At 44.3% G+C, this 16,949-nt stretch carries 15 protein-coding genes; 12 read left to right on the forward strand and 3 right to left on the reverse strand.

Going from position 1 to position 16,949, the window contains the following annotated elements; genetic code table 11:
- Positions 1 to 28 precede the first annotated feature (28 nt).
- Entirely contained in the window at positions 29 to 742 is a 714-nt protein-coding gene (locus tag HYN43_RS24285) for a peptidylprolyl isomerase (RefSeq protein WP_119406490.1), read from the reverse strand.
- A gap of 217 nt (positions 743 to 959) precedes the next feature.
- Positions 960 to 1,307 carry a hypothetical protein gene (locus HYN43_RS24290; RefSeq protein ID WP_119406491.1) on the reverse strand — a complete coding sequence of 116 codons (348 nt, stop codon included), beginning with the start codon at positions 1,305 to 1,307 and terminating at the stop codon, positions 960 to 962.
- 290 nt (positions 1,308 to 1,597) lie between these two features.
- Between HYN43_RS24290 and HYN43_RS24295 the strand changes: the two genes are divergently transcribed.
- The 6 genes from HYN43_RS24295 to HYN43_RS24320 all read left to right on the forward strand — a co-directional run bounded on the left by HYN43_RS24295 (position 1,598) and on the right by HYN43_RS24320 (position 8,407).
- The gene (locus HYN43_RS24295; protein WP_119406492.1) at positions 1,598 to 1,921 is read left to right on the forward strand and encodes a hypothetical protein; all 324 of its coding nucleotides are present in this window, start codon (positions 1,598 to 1,600) and stop codon (positions 1,919 to 1,921) included.
- Between the two features lie 72 nt (positions 1,922 to 1,993).
- Complete coding sequence (locus HYN43_RS24300; RefSeq protein ID WP_119406493.1) at positions 1,994 to 4,513, forward strand: TonB-dependent receptor; 2,520 nt, start codon at positions 1,994 to 1,996, stop codon at positions 4,511 to 4,513.
- Between the two features lie 213 nt (positions 4,514 to 4,726).
- On the forward strand, positions 4,727 to 5,143 hold the full coding sequence (gene tsaE, locus HYN43_RS24305) for a tRNA (adenosine(37)-N6)-threonylcarbamoyltransferase complex ATPase subunit type 1 TsaE (protein WP_119406494.1): 417 nt from the start codon (positions 4,727 to 4,729) through the stop codon (positions 5,141 to 5,143).
- Between the two features lie 52 nt (positions 5,144 to 5,195).
- Entirely contained in the window at positions 5,196 to 6,422 is a 1,227-nt protein-coding gene (locus HYN43_RS24310) for an alanine dehydrogenase (protein WP_205589820.1), read from the forward strand.
- 4 nt (positions 6,423 to 6,426) lie between these two features.
- Positions 6,427 to 7,107: a M15 family metallopeptidase gene (locus HYN43_RS24315; protein WP_119406495.1), complete on the forward strand. Its 681-nt coding sequence runs from the start codon at positions 6,427 to 6,429 to the stop codon at positions 7,105 to 7,107.
- Between the two features lie 271 nt (positions 7,108 to 7,378).
- Positions 7,379 to 8,407, forward strand: coding sequence for a YihY/virulence factor BrkB family protein (locus tag HYN43_RS24320; protein ID WP_119406496.1), 1,029 nt, complete (start codon positions 7,379 to 7,381; stop codon positions 8,405 to 8,407).
- 134 nt (positions 8,408 to 8,541) lie between these two features.
- Here HYN43_RS24320 and porX read toward each other — a convergent pair whose 3' ends face one another.
- Positions 8,542 to 10,095, reverse strand: coding sequence for a T9SS response regulator signal transducer PorX (gene porX / locus HYN43_RS24325; protein ID WP_119406497.1), 1,554 nt, complete (start codon positions 10,093 to 10,095; stop codon positions 8,542 to 8,544).
- 291 nt (positions 10,096 to 10,386) lie between these two features.
- Between porX and HYN43_RS24330 the strand changes: the two genes are divergently transcribed.
- The 6 genes from HYN43_RS24330 (at position 10,387) to efp (ending at position 16,885) form a co-directional block, all read left to right on the forward strand.
- Positions 10,387 to 11,619 carry an HD domain-containing protein gene (locus tag HYN43_RS24330; RefSeq protein WP_119409109.1) on the forward strand — a complete coding sequence of 411 codons (1,233 nt, stop codon included), beginning with the start codon at positions 10,387 to 10,389 and terminating at the stop codon, positions 11,617 to 11,619.
- A gap of 256 nt (positions 11,620 to 11,875) precedes the next feature.
- Entirely contained in the window at positions 11,876 to 12,925 is a 1,050-nt protein-coding gene (lpxD, locus tag HYN43_RS24340) for a UDP-3-O-(3-hydroxymyristoyl)glucosamine N-acyltransferase (protein WP_119406499.1), read from the forward strand.
- Positions 12,926 to 12,946: 21 nt separating this feature from the next.
- Positions 12,947 to 14,353, forward strand: a complete 1,407-nt coding sequence (locus tag HYN43_RS24345; RefSeq protein ID WP_119406500.1) for a bifunctional UDP-3-O-[3-hydroxymyristoyl] N-acetylglucosamine deacetylase/3-hydroxyacyl-ACP dehydratase — start codon at positions 12,947 to 12,949, stop codon at positions 14,351 to 14,353.
- Positions 14,350 to 15,135 (forward strand): acyl-ACP--UDP-N-acetylglucosamine O-acyltransferase, encoded by a 786-nt coding sequence (gene lpxA, locus HYN43_RS24350; protein WP_119406501.1) that lies wholly within the window; start codon positions 14,350 to 14,352, stop codon positions 15,133 to 15,135. The genes HYN43_RS24345 and lpxA overlap by 4 nt, the downstream gene beginning before the upstream one ends.
- Before the next feature lie 121 nt (positions 15,136 to 15,256).
- Positions 15,257 to 15,877, forward strand: coding sequence for an ABC transporter ATP-binding protein (locus HYN43_RS24355; RefSeq protein WP_119409110.1), 621 nt, complete (start codon positions 15,257 to 15,259; stop codon positions 15,875 to 15,877).
- 447 nt (positions 15,878 to 16,324) lie between these two features.
- Entirely contained in the window at positions 16,325 to 16,885 is a 561-nt protein-coding gene (efp, locus tag HYN43_RS24360) for an elongation factor P (RefSeq protein WP_119406502.1), read from the forward strand.
- The last annotated feature ends 64 nt before the right edge of the window (positions 16,886 to 16,949 follow it).

Here is a 16,949-nt window from a genome sequence, read left to right on the forward strand (position 1 = left end):
TTTGGTTAGGCAGCAATTTTAGATGTTTTTATTTTTTCTGCGGATAGAGAATTTTATCCAGCTGCTTGCATTCATGTTTACTTAACAGCTCTACAGTCATGGGTATATCGGTAGCCGGCCTGTCGTTTTTATCTTTTTTTACAGCAGCTATCCTATCTACCATATCAATGCCTGAAACCACCTCGCCAAAAACGGTATAGTTTTGATCGAGATGCGGTACGCCTCCTACAGTTTTATACCATTCGCGTTGCCATACCGGTATTTTGCGGCCTTTTAGCCTGGTGTTTTCCAGTGTATCCAGTTTACCATCTGTAAAGCGTTTACCCTCCGTAATATAAAACTGGCAGCCGCTTGATGCTTTGGTTGGGTTTTCATCGCGGGCTGCCGCCAATACGCCCCGTTTGTGAAACAGGCTGTCACGAAACTCGGCCGGAACTGTATAACCTACATCGCCGTTACCCAGTTCGGCACCGGGTTTGGCTTTTACGGGATCTTTCGAATCAGGGTCGCCGCCCTGGATCATGAAGTTTTGAATTACCCGGTGAAAAAGCGTTCCGTTAAAAAAGCCTTTTTTGGTAAGCTTGATAAAGTTATCCCTGTGTAAAGGTGTTTCATTATACAAACGGATAATGCAATCGCCATAAGTAGTATGGATGCGCACATACTGGTTTTTAGGCGGGCGGGCAAATGCGGCGGCTGTAATACTTAGTAATAAGATGCTTAAAGTAAAAAGTTTCTTCATAAGGGTTTCTGAACCGGAATTTATCGAATTTATGAATTTTTAGAATTTTATTTTCCCGGTACCGTCGTGCCGAATTTATTTCGGCATCCCACCGGACAGGTGTTCGCTTTGCTTAGCGTGGTTGCTTGGGAGTGGGGTGCTGAAATAAATTCAGCATGACAATTGGGGTTACAAACAACCATTCACCTAATCAACCCAATCAACCACTCACCCAAACCTAAATCACCCCTAATTCCTCAAAATAACTAATAATGAGCGATTTCATCATCATCTCCTGTTCCAACAGGGTGTAGTTGGGGATAACCTTGGTGCGTTTCCAATGCGGCCAGCCGTCCTGGTCAAGGCCTTCCAGTTCGTAAAAACCCATCATGCTCAATAGTCTGCAGGTGGCTATGTGCATCAGCTCTTCCTTTTGGCGCTTGCTGAACTTGCGTGGTCCCTGCCCTAATTCCTGTACCCCTATTAAAAACAGCATCACTTTAATGTCGGGCTTTTCGTTATCAAAATCCTCGGCAATGTGTTGCTGCAGTATATCCCATTTTTTATTGATCTCGGCAGGTGTCATAGCTTGCAAAGATAGGTTATTTCATTGGGTCATTAGGTCATTGAGTCATTTGCTTTGCATGTGGTCTATTCCTTCCTGCCAGGAAAAGGCACCCGGAAAAATGACTTAATATGTTTCATTAAGTCATTTGCTTTGCACGTGGTTAGCCTTGGTTAATAAAGAGGACAATAAAAAATGACCTAATGACCCAATGATATTAAAGCGAAAGGTTTCGATATTGTTACAATGTTGCATTAATATTCCCGTTTTAATACTTACTTTTGCTTTATCCCGTTTAATGGGTGTTGACTGTGAATAAAAAACGCCTACATATCGTATTCGCGTGGTTGCTACTGCTAAGCTTTGTAGTTGGCCAGTATGCCGTTTATTCGCACCAGCACGCGCTAATTAAGGGCATCACCAAACATAGCCACATCGCTGCCGACAGGCAAACCATCAAAGAAAAATGTTTGCTATGCGATGCCATGCATCATGCCGATGCCGTGGTGTTAACCAACAAATTATTTTTAATACCCCTTGTACCATCTACCCATGTTTTTAAACAGGGCGATTACAATTTTGTAAGCCTTGCGCTTATTCTCGCTGCCGGCCGCGCACCTCCTGTTGCGGCATAGTTTCTGCTCTTATTTATTTTTCTAAACAAGCCGCTGTTATAGGGGCATTTATCTATTTCTTAAGTTTTCGTCATGAAATTAAAGCTTATCAGCTTCGCTATATTATTGTTTTTGTCCGCTCAATTTGTCGCGCTTGCGGACGGCGCTACTCGTAACATAAAAATCAACCTTGTAGAGGATGCCGCGGGTACCCTTTCAGGTACTATTACCGATAAGGCCGATGGCAAGCCAATTATTGGTGCAACGGTAAATATTCCCGATTTACGTAAGGGTACTATTACCGATGTAAATGGTAAATACAGTTTTGGTACAGTGCCCAAAGGGGTTTTCCTGGTGCAGATTACTTATATAGGCTACCTTACAGTTACCCAAAGGGTTGATTTTTCAAAAACAAGTGTTTTTGATGTGAAAATGCAAACCTCATCGCTCGAGGCCGGTGAGGTTGTTGTTACCGGTGTAAGCAAAGCCACCGAAATAAAACGCAGCCCTGTGCCTATGTTGGCGGTAGGAAAAGCATATCTTGAGCAGCGTGCGGCGTCTGGTAATGTTATTGATCAGATAGCTACGTTGCCGGGTGTAAGCGCGGTTACTACAGGCCCAAATGTATCTAAGCCATTTATCCACGGGTTGGGATATAACCGGGTGATAACATTACAGGATGGCATCCGCCAGGAAGGCCAGCAATGGGGCGATGAACATGGTATTGAAGTTGATCAAAATTCGATAGACCGTGTAGAGGTGATCAAAGGCCCGGCAAGTTTAAGCTATGGCTCTGACGCTATTGGTGGTGTTGTAAACCTGATTTCGCCGGCACCTGTTCCCGAAGGAAAGATATTAGGCTCGGTTCAGGGGCTTTATGGCACTAACCAGGGTTTATATAACGGATCGTTCAGGTTGCAGGGTAATCAAAACGGATTGATTTGGGGTACAGTAGTATCAGCCAAAGGCAGTAAAGATTATCAAAACGAGCACGATGGCCGTGTATATGGTACCAACTACCGCGAAAAAGATGCCCGCGTTATGGTTGGGCTTAACAAATCATGGGGATATTCATACCTGCATGCATCGGTGTTTGATGATGAACAGTCTATCCCCGATGGTAGCCGCGATTCGCTTACCCGCAAGTTTACACAGCAAATTACCGAAGACGATGCATATAGGCCAATTGTGCCAAACTCGGTTTTAAACTCCTATAAAATACCAACCCTGCACCAGCATGTGCAACTTTACCGTATTTACAACAACAGTAATTTTATTTTAGGAAATGGTAACCTCGCGGTTAACCTCGGCTTTCAATACAGCCACCGCCGCGAATACACGCACCCCGAAGATGGCGATATTGCAGGGCTTAACTTACACCTGTCTACTTATACTTATGATGTTAAATACAACTTTAATATCGGTAACGATTATGAAACAACCTTTGGCATTAACGGGCAGTATGGCAATAATACCATTGGCGATGCTACCGATTTTCCTATTCCCGCTTATCATCAATTTGATGTAGGTCCGTTTTTTGTTATCAAAAAAAGCTTTGGCAAGTTAGATGTTTCGGCGGGTGCAAGGTATGATACCCGTTCGTTCTCAAACGCGGCAGCCTACGTTGATACTTTGGGTGCTAAGGGTTACCCGCAATTGTACACCGGTAGTAATCCCGAAACCGCGGCTAACGTTACCAAACAATTTGATGCCTTCAGCAAGCGCTTCAGCGGGTTTTCGGGCAGCTTCGGCGCTACGTATAATGTTTCCGACGCGTTCCTGATCAAGGGCAACATTTCACGCGGTTTCAGGGCGCCAAGTATTGCCGAAATTTCGGCCAATGGCCCGGATCCGGGTTCACAGATCTATCACATTGGCGATAAAAACTTTAAACCGGAGTTTAGCCTGCAGGAAGATATCGGTACTTTTTTAACGTTGCCCAATATATCGGCCAGTGTTGAGGTTTTTAATAATAACCTGAGCAATTACATTTATCAGCAACAGGTTTTAGCGGCCGATGGCAGTCCGGTTTATACACAGGGTTATACAACCTTTACTTATGTGCAAAGTAAAGCCCGCATTTACGGCGGCGAGGTTAGTGTTGATTTGCACCCAATTTCGTGGCTGCATTTTGAAAATGCATTAAGCTTAACTTATGGCGAAAATAAGGGTAATGGCGGCCCGATTGCCGATAGCTTGAAATATTTGCCATTTATACCACCCTTGCACATTCACTCTGAGCTTCGCGGAACATTTAATGGGGGCTTAGGCAAGCTGAAGAGCCTTTACGCTTTTGTTGGCTTTGATCACTACAGTGCGCAGGACCGGTTTTTTGCCGCCTACGGAACGGAAACTTACACCGCCGGGTATAATTTGCTAAGTGCTGGTTTTGGAGGTAGCATTGTAAACAAGGCAGGCCAACCGGTTATTAAGCTTTTTGTTGAAGGAACCAATCTTGCCAATGTTAACTATCAATCAAACATGAGCAGGCTTAAATATTTCGACAATCCTACTGTGCCGGAGGGTGTGCGCCCCGGTATATTTAATATGGGCCGCAACATCAGTTTTAAAGTTGTTGTGCCGTTTGGGTTTAACACCAATAAAAAATCCTAACTTAATTTAAACTATATTTATTGGAAGCTTCGCTGTAAGGCGAAGCTTTTTTTATTAAAACAGGTTTTATAGATGATCACATATTCAAGCCGTGATGCAATTTTTGAAAGTTTGGTGGCTAATATTTAATTTTTTTATTTTTGATAAACTCAATTCACACATAACTGTCATTGCGAAGTACGAAGCAATAGCGTAAATGGTAATCATACACAAGTGCAACTATCTGTTAACACATTAGCCCAGCTACCGCAAGCTGCCAAAGCCATATTGGATCATTCGGCGGAGAATAAGATCTTTTTATTTTACGGCGATATGGGTGCCGGCAAAACAACCCTCATCAAAGCCTTGTGCGAAGAACTGGGTATTGATGAGCCAGCCACGAGTCCTACATTCTCTATTGTTAATGAATACATCGGCCGCGACAGCCGCATTTTTCATTTTGATTTTTATCGCCTTAAAACACAAACCGAAGCACTGGATATGGGCTATGAAGAATATTTTTACAGCGGTGCCTATTGCTTTATTGAGTGGCCCGAAAAAATTCCGGATTTGCTGCCTGATCATTATACAACCGTGAATATCAAGGTCGCGGATGATAACTCGAGGCTCATCAGCATCCAAAACTTTTAGTTCCATCATCCGGCTAATTTTCTTATCTTCATCAGCCTTTAAAAAATACATCATGAGTTCAGGGATCATTAGTGGGTTTTCGGATATTGCCAAGCAGGCAATGATGCAGCCCCAGGAGTCGTTGCTTGAGGTAAAATCTAAGAAGAACAAATTATATATCGGCATTCCCAAAGAGATTTCTTTCCAGGAAAACCGGGTGCCCCTAACGCCGTTATCGGTTGCTTTACTGGTTAATAACGGCCACGACGTGCTGTTGGAAAGCAATGCCGGGCAGGCGGCCAATTTTTCGGATAAAGATTATGCCGATCAGGGCGGACTCATCATTTACGATACCAAGAAGGTTTACGAAGCCGATATCATCATTAAAATTGCCCCGCCAACCATGCAGGAAATTGAGATGATGAAACCAGGCCAGTTGCTGATTTCTACCCTGCAAATGGCAACGCTCAAAGCCGAAAGCATCCAGGCCCTGATGGCCAAAAAAATTACGGCACTAAGCTTTGAACACCTGCGCGATGAGGGTAATATCCTTACTGTTGTTAGGGCGATGAGTGAAATTGTTGGCGCTACTTCTATCCTCATCGCTGCCGAATACCTGAGCAATGTTTTCGAAGGCAAAGGCCTGATGTTGGGTGGTATTACCGGCGTGCCCCCTACCGAGATCGTGATTTTAGGAGCGGGTACAGTAGGCGAATACGCTGCCCGTACAGCGATATCATTAGGTGCCGAAGTGAAGGTATTCGACCCATCAATTTATAAACTCCGCAGATTACAGAATAACATTGGCAGCAGGGTATTTACATCTGTTGTACAGCCTATTGTTTTAGAAAAAGCCATTACTACCTGCGATGTAGCCATTGGCGCGTTGCGTGCCGAAGATGGCCGTAGTCCGTGCATTATTTCGGAAACAACAGTAAGTAAAATGAAGCGCGATTCGGTGATCATTGATGTAAGTATTGACCAGGGGGGCTGCTTTGAAACATCCGAAGTTACCAACCACACCCACCCGGTTTTCCGCAAGTATGATGTTATTCATTATTGCGTGCCTAATATTGCTTCACGGGTGGCCCGCACCGCTACTTATGCGCTTACCAATATTTTCGCACCTATTTTACTGGATATCGGCGATCATGGCGGTATCAAAAATGTGATCTGGGAAAAATCGGGCGTACGTAACGCTGTTTACATTTACCAGGGGCAGCTTACCAACAAACACATCGGCGACAGGTTCTCCATCCCCTGTAAAGATCTCGACCTGCTCATCGTATCGCACCGTTAATTTTATGGGCAGATATTTTATAATCCTGGTTTTTATTGTTGTGGGATTGAATGCCCGCGCCCAGCACTATAAATATATCGATAGTACAAAAATCAGCAATATTGCCCGGTATAAAGTACAGGTAAAAGCCAATCCGGATAAGCAACTTGTCGAAATAAAAAAATATATCCCGCAAATTGTTCCGGATATCCGCTATGCTACCACCAATAATTTTATGCACCGCCGCATGTACACTGTTGCCAAAGCCTACGCCCGTTTACCGGTGGTAAAAGCCCTGCAACAGGTGGAGGCTGAACTCAAGACTCAAAATTTAGGACTTAAAATTTACGATGCCTACCGCCCCTACTCGGTTACCGTAGATTTTTACGAAAAAACGCCGGATACTAATTTCGTGGCAAACCCGCGTTTGGGATCAAAACACAACCGGGGCTGTGCCATTGACCTGTCGTTGATTGACCTTAGAACGGGTAAAGAGCTGGATATGCCTACACCCTTTGACAGTTTTAGCCGTAAAGCATCGGCTAATTACCCTAATTTATCGCAATTGCAGATCTCAAACCGGGAATTGCTTAAGGCTGTAATGGCTAAATATGGCTTCAGGGTGCTTTCTACTGAGTGGTGGCATTATGATTTTAATGGATGGAGTGATTATGAACTGTTGGATGTGCCGTTGCAGAAACTTTGAGATGGCGGGATACGATTCAAAAACCGATTGTCATTTAGACGAACCTGCAGAGGAATGAGCGCGGGTGGTGAGGAGAAATCCTGTACGCCCTGCTTCACAGCCTTACAAGGCCGCCGTTATGTCGTATAAGATTTCTCTTTCGCGCCACCCGCAAGCCATTCCCCTGCTTTATCGACATTTTCTTTTTATTAAAGATCCCGTAGTTTACAAAAGGCATCAATATTGCTTAAACACAATTGAAACAACATTTACACCCTATAAAAAAACAGTTATGAAGTTTTTCAGCAAGGATTACTTTAAACAATTATGGAAGATTTTACTGGCTTCCTTTACAGGTTTCTCTAAAGATAATGGCTTAAAACTAAGTGCCTCACTGGCTTATTATACCGTTTTTTCTATAGCTCCGCTGCTGATTATCGTGATGTCGGTAGCGGGATTGGTATTCAAGCAGGATGCGGTTACTAATAAACTTTATCCGGAGATTGTGCGGTACGTTGGTCCGCAGCCGGCGGCTCAAATTCAGGATGCCTTGAAGCACCTGGCGCTTTCGGGCAAATCGGGTATGGCTGTGGTAATAGGTGTTGGTACATTGCTGTTGGGTGCGAGTAGTATTTTTATCGAGATCCAGGATTCACTTAATATCATCTGGAGGGTAAAAGCAAGACCTAAAAGCGGTTGGTTGCAGTTGTTACGCAACAGGTTCGTATCGTTTTCATTGATCATTAGCCTGGGCTTTTTATTACTGGCATCATTGATCATAAATATCATTATCCAGGCGATACAAGACCAGGTTCAACGGTTTTTGCCGGGTATCGACTCGGTAACGAAAATACTGGTTCAGGGCCTTAACCTGGGTATCACCCTGGTAATTATCACAACACTGTTTAGCATTATATTCAAGTTTTTGCCCGATGTTAAGATTAAGTGGAAGGATGTTCGCAGCGGATCAATATTTACTGCTATTCTGTTTATGTTAGGCCAATACATTATAAGCTTATATATACATTACACCGCGCAAGGTTCAGCTTATGGTGCTGCAGGATCGATCATTGTTATTTTGGTTTGGATCTATTATACATCTGCCATATTATATATTGGAGCCGAATTTACCCAGGTTTATGCCGAGGCCAGCGGCAGCCATATAGAACCGGCATCATACGCGGTTCATATATTACAAACCGAAGTTGAACACAAGGTAAGCGTGCTTCCGGCGCAAAACCCGCAATTGCAGGGCAATTTGAAAAAAGTGGAGCAAAAGATTGAGAAGGAGGAAAAAAAGGAAGAAGCGAAGAAGGGATAATATCAGAACTTATAAATGAAAACGCCGTTGCATAATTGGATTTGCAACGGCGTTTTGCTTTTTTTAAACCTCGCCGCCGCCCGGCTCCAGCCGGGCGGCGGCGTAGAGCCCCCAAGATGGTAGCAACACATCCGTTACTTAGGCCCGTAAGTAACAATAGGCACAATCATCTCTTCTAACGAAATGCCTCCGTGCTGAAAAGTTTCGTTATAAAAATTAACAAAGTGGTTGTAGTTATTAGGGTACACAAAGTAGCTATCCTCTTTAGCAAACACAAAGCTTGAGCTGATGTGCAGTCTTGGCAGCATTGCATCGTGCGGGTTGCGGATGTGGAACACCTCTTTGGCATTATAATTAAGGTTTTTGCCTTGTTTATAGCGCAGGTTGGTGTTGGTATTACGGTCGCCTACAATTTTGCTTGGGTTTTTTACGCGGATGGTACCATGATCAGTAGTGATTACTACGCGTACCTGTTTTTGCGCGAGGAATTTAAGCAGATCAAGCAATGGTGAATGCTCAAACCATGATAGCGTTAATGAACGGTAAGCGGCATCATCACTGGCCAGCTCGCGGATCATTTGCATATCTGTACGGGCATGCGACAGCATATCCACAAAGTTATACACCACAACATTAAGCTCGTTATTCATGAGGTTGTTTACCGATTCGTTCAGCGCACGGCCCTCATCAATGTTTAATATTTTGTGGTATGAGTGTTTGCAATCCTTGCGCAGCACACGTTTCAGATGATCGGCTAAAAATTCGGCTTCGTACAGGTTTTTGCCGCCTTCGTCCTCGTCGTTTTGCCACATACTTGGATAGCGTTTTTCCATATCCAGCGGCATCAGACCCGAGAAGATAGCGTTTCGGGCGTACTGTGTTGCGGTTGGCAGGATGCTATAATAAGTATCCTCTTCCTCCAACCTGAAATATTCGGATATGATCGGGTTGATGATCTTGAATTGATCGTAACGCAGGTTATCTATCAAAATAAAGAAAACCGGACCTTTTCCATCCAGCTTAGGGAATACCTTCTTTTTAAACAATTGGATTGACGACGTTGGTGCCAAATCCGGGTTTTTGATCCAGTTTAAATAGTTACGTTCCACAAATTTGCAAAACTGCATGTTGGCCTCGGCCTTTTGCAGGGTAAGGATCTCGTGCATGCCGGCATCTTCCAGTTTCTCGAGTTCCAGTTCCCAGTAAATGAGCTTTTTATAAACATCAACCCATTCCTGATGGCTCAGGTTTTCGTTAAGCGTCATGCCCAGGGTACGGAAATCCATCTGGTAGGCCATGGTGGTTTTCTCGGTAACCAGGCGCTTGTTTTCGGTAAGCTTTTTAATGGTAAGCAGTATCTGCTTTGGGTGTACCGGCTTGATCAGGTAATCATCAATCTTCGAGCCGATGGCATCCTCCATCAAATACTCTTCCTCGTTTTTGGTGATGAGTACGATAGGCACGTCGTTATTGATGTTTTTAATCTGCTGCAGCGTTTCCAGGCCGGTTAGGCCAGGCATGTTTTCATCTAAAAAAACAAGATCGTAGTAATTGTTTTTGAACGAATCGACTGCATCGTAACCGTTGGTAACGGTGGTTACTTTGTAGCCCTTTTCGCCCAGGAAAAGTATATGTGGTCGTAGCAGGTCAATTTCGTCATCGGCCCACAAAATGGTGGTGTCTTGCATGGTATATGTGTTATATTTTCGTCTGAATCAGAATTTTCAGAATTTGAAAATTTTCAGAATGATTCAGTGTAAGGTTAAACGCTTTTCAAATATCGGTTTTTGCCGCTACATTCCGTAAATCCTCAGCTTTTCAAAATTTTGCTAATTCTTAAATTCTGAAAATTCTGATTCAGACAATAAACCTCAAAGTGAAACATTTGTTGTTGCTTAGTAAAGGTATTAACAAAATTTAACAAAGCTGCCGGGGTTATTTTACCTTTGTTTTACATTTTTGCATTCACAACAGCAACATTGAATAAAAAGAAAATAATTAACGATCCGGTTTATGGGTTTATCACCATTCCAACCGAGCTGATCTTCGATTTGATAGCACACCCCTATTTTCAGCGGTTGCGGTATATTAAGCAATTGGGCATGACACACCTGGTTTATCCCGGCGCATTGCATACCCGCTTTCATCACGCTTTAGGCGCCATGTACCTCATGGCTACCGCGCTGGAAACCCTGCGCGGAAAAGGGCACAACATCACCCACGAAGAAGAGGAAGCTGTAACCATAGCTATTTTATTGCATGATATAGGCCACGGCCCTTTCTCGCACGCTTTAGAAAATACCATTATTGACGGCATTGCGCATGAGGATATTTCGTCTATGCTGATGAACAAGCTTAACGAGGAGTTTGAAGGTAAGCTTACCATGGCTATCAGCATTTTTAATGATACCTATCCGCGCAAGTTTTTACACCACCTGGTATCGAGCCAGCTGGATATGGACAGGCTGGATTATTTGAATCGCGACAGTTTCTTCACCGGTGTATCCGAAGGGGTGATCAGCTCAGAGCGTATCATCAAAATGCTGAACGTGAAAGATGATCATGTGGTGGTTGACGAAAAAGGCATTTACTCGATAGAGAAATTTTTGATTGCCCGCCGCCTGATGTACTGGCAGGTGTATCTGCATAAAACCGTAATTGCAGGCGAGGAAGTGCTGACCAAAATATTTAAACGCGGCCGTAAGTTGATTGCCGATGGCGAAGAGCTTTTCGCTACACCCGCGTTGATGCACTTTTTAAAAAACCGCATCAGCCGGGATGCTTTTATGAACGAGGATCATCATCTTGAAACTTTTGCCGGCCTGGATGATACCGATATCATGGCCTCGGTAAAAGTATGGGCCTCACACCCTGATTTTGTATTATCAACACTTTGCAAAAACCTGGTGCAGCGCAATTTATTCAGGGTTGATATTACTAACGAATGCCCGGATGAGGTTTTTGTGGAGCAATTGCGGCAGAAAGCAATCGAAAAATATGGTATTACTTATGATGATGCGGCTGCTTATTTTGTGTTCACCACATCTATCCGCAATAGCGCCTATAGCCCAGGCGATGGCAATATCGGCATCTTAATGAAAAATGGCCACGTAAAAGATATTGCCGAGGCGAGCGATAACTCGAATTTAGTAGCATTGGCCAAAACGGTTAAGAAACACATATTGTGTTATAATAAGGAGTTGTTGAATTAAAATTAATGGAACGTCATTGCGAGGAACGAAGCAATCGCACGCAGGCAGGTCCGCCCTGTATAGTTCGCGATTGCTTCGTACCTCGCAATGACGGATGGAGGTTTGTTGGGATTTTGTGTAGGTAGAGCAGATCAAGCCCTCTCACAAATGAAGATACCATGAAAATCAAAACACTTTGAGTCTCAAAACTTTTTAACGCGTGTTCATAACTCATTAATAATTTGTTGCTTCAATTTTAACATTATAAATTTGCCCGATGCAATTTAGTGCTCAAGATATAGCGATGCTGCTTAACGGAACAGTTGAGGGTGATGCAGCAGTTACAGTAAACCAGCTGGCTAAAATAGAAGAGGCCGGCGAGAGCTGTCTTTCTTTTTTATCCAACCCCAAGTACGAGCAGTATTTGTATACTACCAATGCTTCTATCGTAATTATTAATAATGGCCAGCAGTTAACCGGCCCGGTAAAGGCAACGCTGATCCGTGTGGAGAATGCCTACAGTGCGTTTACCCAGGTGTTGCAGCAATACAACTCATTCCGGCTTAACAAAAAAGGGATTGAGGAACCTAATTTTATCCATCCATCCGCACAGGTTGGTGCCGACCCATACATAGGCGCTTTTGCCTACATAGGCCAGGACGTAAAAATTGGTGATAACTGCAAAATCTATCCAAACGTAAACATTGGCGATAATGTAACACTTGGTAATAATGTTACCCTTTTTGCCGGCGTAACCGTTTATTTTGACTGTGTGATTGGTAATAACGTAACCATCCACTCGGGTACGGTTATTGGCAGCGACGGCTTTGGATTTGCCCCTAACCCTGACGGAACTTACACCAAAATTGCCCAGATAGGCAATGTGGTGATTGAGGATGATGTTGAGGTAGGTGCCAATACGGCTATCGACAGGGCTACCATGGGTTCTACCATTATTCGTAAAGGTGCCAAAATTGATAACCTGGTACAGGTGGCGCATAATGTTGAGGTGGGTGTAAATACGGTAATTGCAGGGCAGGCAGGTATATCGGGCAGTACTAAAATTGGCGACAGGGTTGTAATCGGCGGGCAGGTTGGTATTGCCGGTCACCTGAGTATAGCTAACGGTACACAGTTTTCGGCACAAACGGGTATCAACAGTTCTATAACTGAAGAGGGTAAGGTATGGGGAGGTACTCCATATATGCCATATAAAGATTACCTTCGTGCCCACGCTAAGTTGCGTAAACTGCCCGAGCTTGACCGCAGGGTTTACGAACTTGAAAAATTGATTGAAGAACTACGTAAAGGCAAAGCAGCAGAATAACTGTAGCCTGTTAAATTAAATATGAACGTTAAACAAAGAACTATTAAAGCGCCGGTTTCGGTATCAGGAACAGGCTTGCACACCGGTCAGCGGGTTACCATGACCTTTAACCCCGCCCCTGAAAACCACGGTTACAAATTCAGGAGGGTTGATATCCCCGGTTCGCCTATTATTGATGCCGACGTTGATAACGTAAGCGATACTTCGCGCGGAACATCTATCAGCCAGAACGGTGCTACGGTTAACACTGTTGAGCACGTGCTTGCGGCGTTGGTTGGCCTTGAGGTGGATAATGTGCTGATTGATATGGATGGTCCTGAAACCCCCATTATGGATGGCAGCTCGATACAATTTGTTGATGTAATTACCGAAACCGGCCTTGTTGAGCAGGATGCCGACCGCGAATATTACCATATCCCCTACAACATCCACTACTCTGAGCCCGACCGTAAGGTAGAGATGGTAGCTATGCCTTTGGATGATTACCGCTTTACCTGCATGGTTGATTATAACTCGCAGGTGTTGGGTAGCCAGCATGCCAGTATCTCAACCATTGGCGAGTTTAAAAAGGAGATCGCTTCATGCCGTACCTTCTGCTTTTTGCATGAGCTGGAAATGCTGTTGAAGCACGACCTGATAAAAGGCGGCGATCTGAACAATGCCATCGTAGTTGTTGATAAAGATGTTGACCAGGAAGAATTAAACCACCTGGCCAAACTATTTAACCGTAAAGATATCAGCGTTGCCCCTCAAGGCATCCTGAACAATATCGAACTTCGCCACCAAAACGAGCCTGCACGTCACAAACTGCTTGACATGATAGGCGATCTGGCTTTGGTTGGCGTGCCTTTGAAAGGTCATATCATGGCTGCAAGGCCGGGCCACGCCGCTAACGTTGCTTTCGCTAAAAAGATCAAAGCTTTAATTAAAAAAGAAAAAAGCCGCAAGCAGGTAAAAACTTACGACCTGAACGCCAAACCGCTTTTTGATACGGTTGATATCATGGGGATGCTACCCCACCGTCAGCCATTCCTGATGATCGATAAGATATTGGAACTTACCAAAAGCCACGTTGTGGGAGCCAAAAACGTAACCATTAACGAGGAGTTTTTTAAGGGCCACTTCCCTGGAGCACCGATATTTCCGGGTGTGTTGCAGATTGAAGGTATGGTGCAAACCGGCGGTATCCTGGTATTGAATACCGTTCCCGATCCGCAAAATTACCTTACCCTGTTCCTGAAAATTGAGAACGCACGCTTTAAAAGCAAGGTAGTACCCGGCGATACTATTATTTACGTGTGCGACCTTACCGCCCCTATCCGCCGCGGCATCGCGACAATGAAAGGTGTAGGCATGGTAGGCGACCGTATTGTTGTTGAAGCCGAACTGATGGCCCAAATTGTAAAAGTAAAAGAAACAGAAGCATGATCCAGCCTTTAGCATACATACACCCACAGGCCAAAATAGCCGATAACGTGGTAATTGAGCCTTTCGTAACCATCCACAAGGATGTTGAAATTGGCGAAGGCACCTGGATCGGCTCCAACTCGGTAATTATGGATGGTGCCCGCATCGGTAAAAACTGCCGGATCTTCCCCGGCGCGGTAGTATCTGCCCCGCCGCAGGATCTGAAATATAAAGGCGAGCAAAGCACCGTAACCATTGGCGATAACACCACCATCCGCGAATGCGTAACCCTTAACCGCGGTACCGCCCTCGATAAGAATACTACCACCATTGGCAGCAACTGCCTGCTGATGGCCTACGTACACGTAGCGCACGATTGTGTTATCGGTAACAACGTTATCGTAGCCAACGCTGTACAGCTGGCTGGTCACATTACAGTTTATGATTATGCTTTTATCGGCGGTTCATCTGCAGTACACCAGTTTGTAGAAATTGGCGCACACAGCATGATCTCGGGCGGTTCGCTGGTACGTAAGGATGTGCCTCCTTATACCAAGGCTGGCAGGGAACCATTATCATACGTAGGTATTAACTCGGTAGGTTTGCGCCGCCGTGGCTTTTCTGCTGCAACCATTGCCGAGATCCAGGAGATTTACCGTATTATCTTCTTAAAAAAGTACAACGTAACCAAAGCCCTCGATATCATTGAAGCCGAGTTTACCCCAAGCGAAGAACGCGATGAGATCATCAACTTCCTCCAAAACTCGCAACGCGGTATCATGAAAGGGTTTGGGAATACCTGATAGTGTCTGAATCAGAATTTACAGGATTTTAGAATTTTCAGAATCCTGTAAGTTCTGATCTTGCTCTTTTCAATTCTGTTAATTCTCCCATTCTGAAAATTCTGATTCAGACAAATATATGTTGACCATCACCCTCCAAAACATCGGCCGCCGCTTTAACCGCGACTGGATTTTTAAAGGGGTAGATTACACTTTTACTTCCGGACAATCGTACGCCATCCTCGGCCATAACGGCTCCGGAAAGTCAACCCTGTTGCAGGTTTTAAATGGCAGCCTTTCCCCTTCTGCAGGTAAAATTGAATTTGCCGATAACGGAACCGCTATTGAAATTGATAAGGTATTTAATTATCTGAGCCTTGCCGCACCTTATTTGGAGTTGATAGAAGAGTTTACACTGAGCGAAATGATCGATTTCCACTTCAAGTTTAAAAGCTTTAAATCGGGGATGGATAAAGAGCAACTCATAGCTTTGCTAAACCTGCCTAAAAGCACCAATAAGCTTATCAAATATTTCTCATCCGGCATGAAACAGCGCCTTAAACTGGCTCTGGCTTTTTGTGCCGATACCCCTATGCTGATGCTGGACGAGCCAACATCCAACCTCGATACCCAGGGCGTTGATTGGTACCTTAGTTTGGTACAACAATTTGCGGAAGGGCGTTTAACCATTGTATGCTCTAACCAGGAGCATGAGTATGGTTTTTGTGAGCATAGGTTGAGCATTGTGGATTATAAAGGTTAGTGAGTGGTTGATTGAGTTGATTAGGTGAGTGGTTGAGGTTCGATGAGAATGGCTGGCTTGCACAGTTCAATTACGAGGCACCTACGGAGCCAAGACAATGTCGTTAGTTTTGCTATAAACACGATACTCCTACGGAGTTGGATTTTATGCAATATCATACCCCATAGGGGTGCCGTGTTTATAGAAAACCCAGCCATAAACAAAACGGCTCCATAGGAGCCTCGTGTAAACAACTGATAGGTTTTGAATAGAAAAAGGCGCCATTAAAATTCCAAAAATTCTTTAATCCGATAAATTTCGGTTCAGAAAAACCGCTGATCCAACAACCCAACCATTCACTTAATCAACCCAATCAACCACTCACTAACCCCCAAATCAACCATTCACCCACATAACTACTTGTTTCTTTGCACTTAAGTAACTAAGTTTGCGCCTCAATATAATTTTATGGCTAAGGCATCAGACGTTAAAAACGGAAATATACTTCGCTTCAACGGCGAATTAATTCAGGTTGAAGAGTTTATACACCGTACCCCGGGCAACTTGCGCGCATTTTACCAGGCCCGTATGCGCAATGTGAAAACAGGTAAACTGGTTGAATACCGTTTCCGTACCGACGAAGAGGTTGATATTGCCCGCGTTGAAACTAACGATTACCAATATTTGTACGACGAAGGTGATTCATTAGTAGTAATGGATAACACCACATACGATCAGCACAACGTACCAAAATCATTATTTGGCCCGGCAGTAAAATTCCTGAAAGAAGGAATGAACGTGATCGTAGCTTTTGAAAGCGATGAGCCTATTATGGGTTCAATCCCAGGCTCGGCCGAATTAGAGGTTACTTACACCGAGCCTGCTGTTAAAGGCGATACCTCAAGCGGTGCGCTTAAAGCTGCAACCCTCGAAACAGGTGCCGAGATCCGTGTACCATTGTTCATCAATATCGGCGACAAAATTAAAGTAGATACCGCGTCAGGCTCATACGTAGAGCGCGCGAAATAAGCCCCGCGCCCCTCCCCTGATAGGGAGGAAAGGTTCATAAAAAGAAAGAGGTTTTCGTGAGCGA

It is taken from the genome of Mucilaginibacter celer (genome assembly GCF_003576455.2).
Lineage (GTDB): Bacteria > Bacteroidota > Bacteroidia > Sphingobacteriales > Sphingobacteriaceae > Mucilaginibacter > Mucilaginibacter celer.

Bases quoted from the DNA above. Each gene is read 5' to 3' on its own strand.
- HYN43_RS24285 (WP_119406490.1), bottom strand. From the start codon at position 742: ATGAAGAAACTTTTTACTTTAAGCATCTTATTACTAAGTATTACAGCC.
- HYN43_RS24315 (WP_119406495.1), top strand. From the start codon at position 6,427: ATGGGCAGATATTTTATAATCCTGGTTTTTATTGTTGTGGGATTGAAT.
- HYN43_RS24320 (WP_119406496.1), top strand. From the start codon at position 7,379: ATGAAGTTTTTCAGCAAGGATTACTTTAAACAATTATGGAAGATTTTA.
- lpxA (WP_119406501.1), top strand. From the start codon at position 14,350: ATGATCCAGCCTTTAGCATACATACACCCACAGGCCAAAATAGCCGAT.
- lpxD (WP_119406499.1), top strand. From the start codon at position 11,876: ATGCAATTTAGTGCTCAAGATATAGCGATGCTGCTTAACGGAACAGTT.
- HYN43_RS24290 (WP_119406491.1), bottom strand. From the start codon at position 1,307: ATGACACCTGCCGAGATCAATAAAAAATGGGATATACTGCAGCAACAC.
- HYN43_RS24300 (WP_119406493.1), top strand. From the start codon at position 1,994: ATGAAATTAAAGCTTATCAGCTTCGCTATATTATTGTTTTTGTCCGCT.
- porX (WP_119406497.1), bottom strand. From the start codon at position 10,095: ATGCAAGACACCACCATTTTGTGGGCCGATGACGAAATTGACCTGCTA.
- HYN43_RS24310 (WP_205589820.1), top strand. From the start codon at position 5,196: ATGAGTTCAGGGATCATTAGTGGGTTTTCGGATATTGCCAAGCAGGCA.
- efp (WP_119406502.1), top strand. From the start codon at position 16,325: ATGGCTAAGGCATCAGACGTTAAAAACGGAAATATACTTCGCTTCAAC.
- HYN43_RS24345 (WP_119406500.1), top strand. From the start codon at position 12,947: ATGAACGTTAAACAAAGAACTATTAAAGCGCCGGTTTCGGTATCAGGA.